General features: G+C 45.9%; 7 protein-coding genes. 6 read left to right on the forward strand and 1 reads right to left on the reverse strand.

Annotated elements, in window-relative coordinates; all coding sequences use genetic code 11:
* Window positions 1–4: 4 nt before the first annotated feature.
* The gene (locus F893_RS05790; RefSeq protein ID WP_004646072.1) at window positions 5–760 is read right to left on the reverse strand and encodes a biotin--[acetyl-CoA-carboxylase] ligase; all 756 of its coding nucleotides are present in this window, start codon (window positions 758–760) and stop codon (window positions 5–7) included.
* Between the two features lie 27 nt (window positions 761–787).
* On the opposite strand from F893_RS05790, the gene F893_RS05795 reads away from it, so the two are divergent.
* The 6 genes from F893_RS05795 to F893_RS05820 form a co-directional block, all read left to right on the forward strand.
* Complete coding sequence (locus tag F893_RS05795; RefSeq protein ID WP_005107741.1) at window positions 788–1,591, forward strand: sulfite exporter TauE/SafE family protein; 804 nt, start codon at window positions 788–790, stop codon at window positions 1,589–1,591.
* Window positions 1,592–1,791: 200 nt separating this feature from the next.
* Complete coding sequence (locus tag F893_RS05800) at window positions 1,792–2,487, forward strand: GntR family transcriptional regulator (protein WP_004730660.1); 696 nt, start codon at window positions 1,792–1,794, stop codon at window positions 2,485–2,487.
* Between the two features lie 11 nt (window positions 2,488–2,498).
* Window positions 2,499–5,951, forward strand: a complete 3,453-nt coding sequence (gene smc / locus F893_RS05805) for a chromosome segregation protein SMC (RefSeq protein ID WP_005251063.1) — start codon at window positions 2,499–2,501, stop codon at window positions 5,949–5,951.
* A gap of 1 nt (window position 5,952) precedes the next feature.
* Entirely contained in the window at window positions 5,953–6,918 is a 966-nt protein-coding gene (locus tag F893_RS05810) for a cell division protein ZipA C-terminal FtsZ-binding domain-containing protein (protein WP_005251067.1), read from the forward strand.
* 109 nt (window positions 6,919–7,027) lie between these two features.
* On the forward strand, window positions 7,028–9,067 hold the full coding sequence (gene ligA, locus F893_RS05815) for an NAD-dependent DNA ligase LigA (protein WP_034436323.1): 2,040 nt from the start codon (window positions 7,028–7,030) through the stop codon (window positions 9,065–9,067).
* 125 nt (window positions 9,068–9,192) lie between these two features.
* Window positions 9,193–10,307 (forward strand): IS4 family transposase (locus F893_RS05820; protein WP_005249728.1); only part of this gene is annotated, 1,115 nt, incomplete at its 3' end.

Genomic DNA, 10,307 nt, shown 5'->3' on the forward strand with positions numbered 1-10,307 from the left:
CTGTTCATCCACCGTGTTGAAGGCGGAGCTGTCCCTGATAAAAGGTCTGGATTCCCTGATCGGTCAAAATCTTGACTGCACCATCATCCTGAATCCCGAGAAAAGTACCGGAATATTGCCCTTGCACGTCAGTAAATTCAACCGTTTGTTGCATAAATGCAGCCGATCGATTGAAACGCGCCGCCAGGTTTTGACTGCCATAATTAAACCATTGCCCGGCTTGCTGAATCGCCAGATATAACTGGGCAATCAGCTCGACTCTTGAGGTATGTGATAATCCCAACTCGTTCAAGGAGCTAACCTGCTGATCTGGAAGGTCAGTGAGCAGAGGATCGATATTTAAACCTACACCGACCACCACCTGTGTAGATGAAATCGGCTCGACCAGAATGCCGCCCCATTTTCCGTGCAGGCTATACAGGTCATTCGGCCATTTCACCTGTAATTCCAGGCCTTTTAGACTGGGCATTTGCAGGATATTTAACGCAATTTCTAGCGCCAGACGACCATCGATGGGTTTTTGTGTATGCAGCAATGTGCTTAAATAGATGTTCCCTTCAGGTGAAATCCACTGACGTTGACGCTGTCCACGGCCTTGGGTCTGCACATGACTGCACACCAGAACCTGCTGCACCCCCTTCGTTGCCAATTCGCGTACATCATCATTGGTCGATGTGGTAATCGGTTTGATGAGTAATACTTCCGGGAGTTGGCCTGCATCGCTTAATCGTTGTTGCAGTTCACGAGTTTCTACATCCATTTGAATCTAAACGTGGTAAATATCGTTATGGAGTTAATCATATATTTATTGATTGGTGCAATTGCCGGATTCACCGCAGGCCTGTTTGGGGTCGGTGGTGGTTTGATTATTGTGCCGATCCTGTACATTGTTTTTACCCAGCTTCAGTACGATCCCAGCGTGATTATGCATATGGCGGTGGGCACTTCCTTGGCAACGATTATTGTGACTTCTATCAGTTCGGTGATGGCGCATCATCAGCGAGGGGCAGTACTATGGCCTGTGTTTCGTAATCTGGCGCCAGGTCTGATTATCGGTTCTTTCCTAGGTGCGGGGATTGCCGATTATTTATCTGGTCAGGGTTTGCAGTTAATGATTGGCTTCTTTGCGGTCTGGGTGGCATTTAGAATGTTCAAGGGAGCGCATATCCAGATTGATCCGAATCAAAAATTGCCTTCAACCCCGGTACAAATTGCTGCAGGTGGTGGAATCGGTGTGGCATCGGCGATCTTTGGGATTGGCGGGGGAAGTCTGACCGTCCCATTTCTGAATCGCTGCGGAATCGTGATGCAAAAAGCCGTAGCGACCTCTGCGGCTTGTGGATTGCCAATTGCAGTCGCAGGTGCGCTGGGTTTTATCTGGTTTGGTAAACAGGCGCAGGTTACCGTACCAAATACCATTGGCTATATTCATATTTATGCCTTTATCGGGATCAGCATGATGAGTTTTTTCACGGCCAAGCTGGGGGCAAAAGTGGCACATCTGCTTTCACCGGCCGTATTAAAAAAATGTTTTGCTGCACTACTGACTACCGTCGGCCTGTATTTTATTTATCAAGGTTTTATGGCTTGATTTAAACCTTTTAGGTTGAAGTGATTTACCGTATAAGGAGAATAGATGACTATTCTCCTTTTTTATGGCCTTGAGTTGGCTATATAGACATAAGATTGTCTGACAATGTCAAAGTATTTATGGATAAAAACCCGTTTAATAGCAACATAGTCCAAATAAAGGGCTAAACCAGTATCCATAAAAATAAAGACAGGAACGGTATGCCATTAGAACAAGCGCAGAGTTTGTCTGAGCAGATTGCCAAGCACATTAGCGAACAGATTATCCGCGGTGAACTGGTCGAAGGCGAACGTATACAGGAGCTCAGGATTGCCTCGGAGCTTGATGTCAGTCGGGGTTCGGTTCGTGAAGCCCTGCTTTTGCTGGAACGCACCCAGCTGATTGAAATTTTCCCGCGCCGTGGGGCGATTGTCTCGGAAATGTCCGCCTTGCAGGTGCGTGCCTTATTTGACATGACCTCGTTATTGCTCGGGCAGATGGTGCATCGTATGGCGGAAACCTGGCGGGTGCATGAAGCTGAGCGCATTCAGCTATTATTAGAGCAATTGGAAGCAGAAACCCGCCAAGGACACACTGAAAAGTTTTATGATCTGATCTTTCAGGGCATGGCCCAGCAGCATGAGATGGTCGGGAATCCTTATCTGATGCGCTACTATCAGGAACTGCTGCCTTCTTTGCGTCGGAGCTATTTTCTGACCCTGAATATTTCCAGACGCGAGTTACAGGAATCTTTTGACTTATTTAAACTGGTCACTGAAGCAATTTTGATACGAAAAAGCCATCAGGCCACTTTATTTATGGAAGATTTTTGTCGACACTTGCGCAACCTTGTGTTGGAATCTCTGACACGGATGAAACAAATTGAACTCGCGTGGGCCAGACGCTCACGACGTTAAATCAGGACATTATGCGTTTAAGCAGTTTAAAACTTTCAGGCTTTAAATCTTTTGCCGACAGTACCACTTTACATTTTAAAGATAATCGTACTGCGGTCGTGGGACCGAATGGTTGTGGTAAATCCAACGTCATTGATGCCATACGCTGGGTCATGGGCGAGTCCAGTGCGCGTCAGTTGCGTGGTGGCAGCATGCAGGATGTCATCTTTACCGGAACTGCCAAGCGTAAACCGGTGGGCATGGCCAGTGTAGAACTGCGCTTTGACAATACCTATGGCAAGCTGGGCGGTGCTTATAATGCCTATAACGAACTGGCGGTACGCCGTCAGGTCAACCGCGATGGCAAGTCCGAATATTTCCTGAATGGCAGCAAATGCCGTCGTCGTGATATTACCGATATTTTCCTGGGTACCGGTCTTGGTCCGCGTTCCTATGCGATTATCGAGCAGGGCATGATCAACCGTCTGGTCGATGCCAAGCCCGATGAAATGCGGGTCTATATTGAAGAAGCGGCCGGAGTGTCGCGCTATCAGGCGCGTCGCCGTGAAACCATGCTGCATCTGGATCACACCACACAAAACCTGTCGCGTCTGGAAGATATCGCCTCCGAACTGAAATCTCAGCTAAAAACCCTGAAACGTCAGTCGGAAAGTGCGATTCAATATAAAGAACTGGAAGGGCAGATCCGTACCATCAAGATTGAAATTCTGTCTTTTCAATGTGAGCAAAGCCAGCGTTTACAGGAAGAATATACCCTTGAGATGAATACGCTCGGGGAAAACTTTAAGCTGGTGCGCTCCGAACTGACCACCGTTGAACATGATTTAGGCAGTACAAGTGAACTGTTTCAGCGTCTGATTCAGCAATCCACCCCTTTGCAAAGTGAATGGCAACAGGCCGAGAAAAAACTGGCTGAACTGGAAATGACCCTGCAACAAAAGCAGTCTCTGCTAGAGCAAAATTCCACCAGTCTGGTCAAACTGGAACAGCAAAAAGCCCAAACTAAAGAGCGTTTACAGTTGATTGAACTGCAACTCGATACTTTACAGCAGCAATTTGAAGATCAGCAGGCGCAGTTGCAGCAGCAAGATGGTCAGAGTCAGGCGCAAAGCCAAAACTTGACTGAGCTCAAAGCTCAACATAGTAATGTGGCAGCGCAATTTACCCAGATCAAAACCCAGGTCGAACAGCAGCAACAGCGTAAATTACAGATGTTGGCTCAAAGCGAGCAACTGGCAAAGAATATTGAGCGGATTGAACAGCAGAAACAGACGCTCCAACAGCAAAGTGCACAGATTCAGCAACAGGCGGAGCAAGATGAGCTGGAGCAGTATCAGGCAGACAAAGCCCAAGCTGAACAGCAAATCGCTGACTATGAAATTCAATTAACAGATTTAAAAACTCAATTCGAGCAGATTCAGGCAGAGCAGGCGACCCATCAGCAGCGCTTGATGCAGCTCAAATCTGAAATTCAGGTGCTTCATTCAGAAAAGAAAAACCTGAGTCAATTACTGACCAAAGCCAAGCCAAATGCCAAGAGTGATGCGGTACAGCTGATGCATGTACTTAAGCTCAATGATGCAGGCAAGGTACATGCCAGCCTGATCGAAAAGTTTCTGGCAAAATGGCTATCTGCCCAGATTTTGACAGAGGGCGAGCACTTCCTTGAAGATTGTGCGCGTCAGTTAAAGCAACAGGCTGTTCAGAATAAAATTCAGATTGCCAATACGATGTGTCTGGCCGATTGGATTGAATCTCCACATTATTCACTGTGGCAACAAGTCGCGGTCGTAGATACATTAGCGCAAGCATTGCCTCTTCAAACTGAGTTATTACAAGGCCAGACATTACTGAGTTTAGATGGCTACCATGTTGGTGCGGATTGGATGATTGCACTGGACTATGATGAAGCTAGTCAGGCCGGACAAGGTGCATTGAGTCATCGAATCCGTCTGGATGAAATCGAGCAGCAACTTGCAGAACTTGAACCTAAGTTTATGCAGTTGGAGCAGCAGTTACCTGAACTCACCGATCAGGTTAAAGCTTTGCAAAGCCGGATTCAAAGCATCAGTGAGCAGCACAAGCATACCCAAAAGCAGCTGCAGCAACTCGATGTCAATATTGCCAAAGTACAAAGTAGTGCTCAGGCTTTCGCATTGCAAAAGCAGCAATTACAGCATCAGTTACAACAACTGGATGAGCAGCTTGAAGAAGATGCCATGCAGAAAGATGATCTGGAAATTGATCTGCATGCCTTGAATATCAAACTGGAACAGGCGCTACCAAATTATAAAACCCTGCAATTCCAGCTAGAAGAATTGAGTGCTCAGCTGGATGACTCACAGCAGCTCAATCAGCAAGCGCAGCAGGAACTGGAAGTGTTGCGCCGGCAAAATGTGCAAAGCCAGCAGCAGATTGAATTACTGGAAAAAGATCAGGTTTTCCTAAAAGAACAGTCTCAGCAAATTACTGCACAAATCGAACAAGCCAAAAAGTTTGTCGATCCGGTACAGTTGGAATTACCTGCTTTACAGAGCCAGTTCAATGAACAGGCGCAGATCACTGAAAAGCTGCAAAAAACCTGGGCCGACTGGCAGGTTGAATTAAATCAGGTGCAGAGCAAACAGCAGCAGCTGACCGAACAGCGTCACAGCTTCCAGCAGCAGGATGAAAAACTCCGCACTACACTGGAAGAAAAACGTCTGGCCTGGCAGGCTGCCAAATCTGATTTGCAGCATTATTCTGAACAACTGAAAGAGTTGAATAGTGAAGTAATTTCCGGACTCGATATTGATGTTAAAGCACATCAGGCGAAACTGGAAAAAGCTCAGGCTCAGTTTGATAAACTCGGTGCAGTCAATCTGGCGGCTTCTGAAGAATATGAAGAAGTATCAAAACGTTATGAGGAACTGAGTCACCAGATGCAGGATCTGGAAAATACGGTTGAACAGCTACAGGCTGCGATGAAGAGTATTGATCAGGAAACCCGTAAACTGTTTATGCACACGTTTGACCAGGTCAATGCTGAACTGCAAAACCTGTTCCCGAAAGTGTTTGAAGGCGGTGAGGCGAGTTTAAGCCTTGAAGATGGCTGGCAGTCGGGTGTAAAACTCATGGCCCGACCACCAGGTAAGCGAAACAGCTCATTGGCCTTACTCTCGGGTGGAGAAAAGGCTTTAACTGCATTAGCATTGGTATTCGCGATTTTTCGCTTAAATCCGGCACCATTTTGCGTACTGGATGAAGTCGATGCACCGCTGGATGATGCCAATGTGGGACGCTTTTGTAATTTAGTCAAAGAGCTTTCTGAACACGTGCAATTTATTTATATTACCCATAACAAACTTGCAATGATGATGGCGACTGATCTTTTAGGTGTAACCATGCCTGAACCGGGAACATCAAAATTAGTGACAGTTAATTTGGAACAGGCAAAAGAATACGGCCTAGCTGCGGAGGTATAATATGGAAATCACCACCATTATCGGGATTGTTATCGCAATTGTGATTATGCTGTTTGGTATAAGAATGCTGTTCAAAAAACCTGTAGAGGCTGTACCTTCACTGGATGCCAACCTGCATATCGACCCGGATAGCCAGACACCGATCATTCCAAGGCATGTACGTTCTCAGTTGGCACAACAGGATGTCGAATCTGATCGTATCGAGCCAAGCTTGGGTATAGATGAACCGGCTCCTGAAAAGCCTTCCGCCTTTCGCAAGGCTGAATCAACTCCGGTTGAGCCAAAAGCAGTCGAAACTCCTGTAGCTGCCCCGTCAACAGAAGCTGAAGTAGTGAAAAAGTCGGTAGTCACGGCAGCAGATGTTCAACAGGTAGAAGCGGAACAGAAGAATAGCCAGATTGAAACCAAGGAAGAAATGCCTGAATTCAGCCTGAACAGCAACATCGAAAAAGCAGAAATTTCTGAATTTAATGATGAAAGTAGTATTCTGGATGCACATCTGCATGAGCAAAAAATAGTGGATGAAGAAAGTGCTTTGTCCAATGCTGAAACCATTATTTCTTTGCATATCTATCCGCAAGGCCGTGTACTTTCGGGTGATAAAACCTTGAAGGTTTTATTGAAATATGGCCTGCGTTATGGTGAGTTGGCCTGTTTCCACCGTTATAGTGAAGATGGTTCAAAACTGCTGTTTTCGGTATTGCAAATGACCGATACCGGAATGGAAGGCTTTGATCTGGAAACCTTATCAACGCAGGAAGTGAAAGGTTTGGCATTCTTCCTGGCTTTACCGCATAGCGATGTACAAAATGCGTTTGATACCATGGACAGTATTTCACGTCTGATTGCCCGTGAAGTGGACGGTCTGGTCTATGACCAGAATCAACAGGAATTTACTCCACAATTACGTGAATTCTGGCGCCATCAGGCAATTGATTATCGTGCTGGACAAGGGACGGAAGTTTAAGGCTGCTTTGTTCAATCTCCAAGTTGAATCTGTAGACTGCAATTTTTATAATAGCCAAAAGCTGAATATTCTACAGGGCGGATTTTCCGCCCTTTTTTATGGTGAAATTATGACCCAAGATGCCACTGTCATTGCGCAAATGCGTCAACTGATTCAACTGCTTGCCAAGCATAACCATGCTTATTATGTGATGGATCAACCGAGCATTGAAGACAGTGAATATGATCAGCTCTTTCATCAGCTCAAAGCCTTAGAACAACAATATCCTGACCTGATCCAGTCCGATAGCCCGACAGATAAAGTGGGTGGGCAGGCGCTTTCAAAATTTGTGACCGTAACACACGCCGTGCCGATGCTGTCATTAGGCAATGTCTTTAATCAGGAAGATCTGCTGGCTTTTGCCCGCCGTATTGAAGAACGTTTGCCAAATCAAAAAATTGAATATGATGTTGAACTGAAATTTGATGGTCTGGCCATTTCACTCTGGTATGAGCATGGCGTATTGACGCGTGGAGTGACGCGCGGCGATGGAGAAACCGGTGAAGACATCACCCAGAATGTCAGAACCATTCGCAACCTGCCGAAACTTTTATCTCCGGTGAATGGTATCATTCCCGATTTGCTGGAAGTACGCGGCGAAGTGCTAATGCCGAAATCCGGTTTTGAAAAATTGAACGCTGCCAATGCTGCCAAAGGTGAAAAGACCTTTGCCAATCCGCGTAATGCTGCGGCAGGAAGTTTGCGTCAGCTGGATCCGAACATTGCTGCCTCGCGGCCATTGGCTTTTTATGCTTATGGGATTACACAGTGTGTACCGCATCATGGTCAAACCACCATGTCTGCCAGTCTGGAATGGTTACATCAGTTCGGTTTTGCGGTTGGCGAGCGTCACTTTATCTGTGACAGTATTCAGGACGTGCAAAAGGTCTATGAACAGATTATTGATGAGCGTGCCAGCCTCAGTGTTGAAATCGATGGTATGGTGATCAAGGTCAATGACCTAAAACAGCAGCAACAACTTGGTTTCCTGAGCCGTGAACCTCGTTGGGCCACCGCCTATAAATTTCCGGCAGTGGCTGCACTGACCACAGTAGAAAATATTAATTGGCAAGTCGGTCGTACTGGAACATTAACGCCGGTTGCGCGTTTAAATCCAGTCGCTGTCGGCGGAGTAACAGTATCTAATGTAACCCTGCACAATATTGGCGAAATTCACCGTCTGGATGTACGTATTGGTGATACCGTCAGTGTTTATCGTAGTGGCGATGTAATTCCTAAGGTGGAAAAAGTCTGGCCGGAATTTCGCCCGGTTGATGCAGTCGAAGTGCATTTACCTGAGCAATGCCCAGTCTGTGATTCACCCGTGGTCATGCCGGAAGGCGAAGCCTTGGCACGGTGTTCGGGTGGGCTGTATTGTGCCGCGCAGCGTATTGAGGCCATTCGTCACTTTGTTTCGCGTAAAGCTATGGATATCGAAGGGCTGGGTGATCGCTGGGTAGAGTCACTGCTACATCTAAATCTTTTAAAAGATGTCTCAGATATTTACCATCTGCATGAACATCGTGAGACTTTGCTCGGTATTGAAAAGATGGGCGCCAAATCGGTTCAGAATCTTTTGGATGCCATTGAAAACAGTAAAAAGACCACACTGGCTGCTTTTATCTATGCACTCGGTATTCGTGGGGTGGGTGAAACTACGGCGCGGATGCTGGCCAATACTTTCCAGACGCTGGATGCCTTGCGTCAGGCCGATCTGGAGGCTTTAAAGAAAACTCCGGATGTAGGTGATATCACTGCGGAATGGATTCTGGATTTCTTTCAGGCACCGCATAATCTGGAAGTTCTGGATCGTTTACTGGCTGCCGGTATTCACTGGGATGCACCGATCGCACCGACTCGTCAGCCGTTAAACGGCGAAAGCTGGGTGGTCACCGGGACTTTAAGCAGTATGGGACGAGATGATGCAACCCAGTTATTGCAAGCCTTAGGTGCACGAGTCAGTGGCAGTGTATCCAGCAAAACCAAATGTGTGGTTGCGGGTGAAAAAGCTGGCTCAAAACTGGATAAAGCAGAAAAACTTGGTATTCCAGTGATCAATGAACAACAGTTTATTGGCTTGATGCAAGACTATGGTCAGCTTGAAGCCTAAATCTCTGCACATTTCATGAAAGAATAAGAGTTAAAAAAGCCACCTTCGGGTTAATGCCAGTCAGTTAAGCAGACATTAGAAAAATGTAGTAAAAATGAGTGTATGCCAATACGCTCATTTTTTTTATGACTTTATCTGAAAATTTAGATTGCACCCTTCAACATTCTTTGCCTTCACTCAGCCATTTCAGTGAACTCATTGATTTAAACTGGATTAAAGAAAGCCTACATCAAACAGGTAAGGCTTCTATCAGGAGAAGAAAATTACCTGCCGAACATGTGGTATGGCTGGTAATTGGGCTTGCCCTATTTCGAGATCAACCGATCGGGTATGTCGTAGAGCAACTAAAACTTGTGTTTGGTACAACAGAATATTGTGTCCCCAGTGCAGCAGTGCAAGCACGACAACGTTTAGGACGAGAGCCCTTGAATACCTTGTTTTCTCTACTCAGCCAAGCCTGGTTTGAAGAATCCCAACAGCAATACTCAAACTTTCATGGCCTTAGTGTATGTGCTGTTGACGGGGTGGTTTGGTCTATGCCTTATACAGACGAGAATTTTGAACACTTTGGCTCATCTAAGGGTAAAACCGCTGCAGCCCCTTATCCACAAGTGAGAGCAACCTGCCTGGTAAATACCAGCACCCATGAAATCATTGATGCCCAAATAGGTAGCATGGATCAGGGTGAACTTACACTGGCAAATCGATTATGTCCTCCATCGCATAGTATTACCTTGTTTGATCGAGCCTATTTCTCTGCTGATTTCTTGATTGACTGGCAAACACGAGTAGAAGCCAGTCATTGGTTAATGAGAGCAAAAGATAATTTACGCTATGAGATCATTAAACGTAATTCCCCGCATGACTTTCAAATCAAAATGCCTCTTTCAGCTAGAGCCAGGAAGCTAAATCCATCATTAGGAGAATATTGGGAAGCGCGTTTGATTGAAGTTGAGCAGGCAGGGAAAATTAGACGTTATATCACTTCATTAATGGATTCAAAGGCATATCCACTGATAGGCTTGGCGAAGCTTTATGCCCAGCGCTGGGAAATAGAAATGTGTTACCGAGAAATCAAAAGTGATTTACAGGAAGGTAAGCATTTGAGGAGCAAGCAACCTGATTTAATTTATCAAGAATTATGGGGGGTCTTCATTGCCTATAATATTCTAAGAAGACAAATGAAACATATGGCTCAACGTGCAAAAGTCAGTCCTTTGAGAATCAGCTTTCATATTGC

It is taken from the genome of Acinetobacter sp. CIP 102136 (genome assembly GCF_000369685.1).
In the GTDB taxonomy this organism is placed as follows: Bacteria; Pseudomonadota; Gammaproteobacteria; order Pseudomonadales; family Moraxellaceae; genus Acinetobacter; species Acinetobacter fasciculus.

Coding starts and splice junctions, on each gene's coding strand:
- F893_RS05800 (WP_004730660.1), top strand. CDS start 1,792: ATGCCATTAGAACAAGCGCAGAGTTTGTCTGAGCAGATTGCCAAGCAC.
- F893_RS05795 (WP_005107741.1), top strand. CDS start 788: ATGGAGTTAATCATATATTTATTGATTGGTGCAATTGCCGGATTCACC.
- ligA (WP_034436323.1), top strand. CDS start 7,028: ATGACCCAAGATGCCACTGTCATTGCGCAAATGCGTCAACTGATTCAA.
- smc (WP_005251063.1), top strand. CDS start 2,499: ATGCGTTTAAGCAGTTTAAAACTTTCAGGCTTTAAATCTTTTGCCGAC.
- F893_RS05790 (WP_004646072.1), bottom strand. CDS start 760: ATGGATGTAGAAACTCGTGAACTGCAACAACGATTAAGCGATGCAGGC.
- F893_RS05810 (WP_005251067.1), top strand. CDS start 5,953: ATGGAAATCACCACCATTATCGGGATTGTTATCGCAATTGTGATTATG.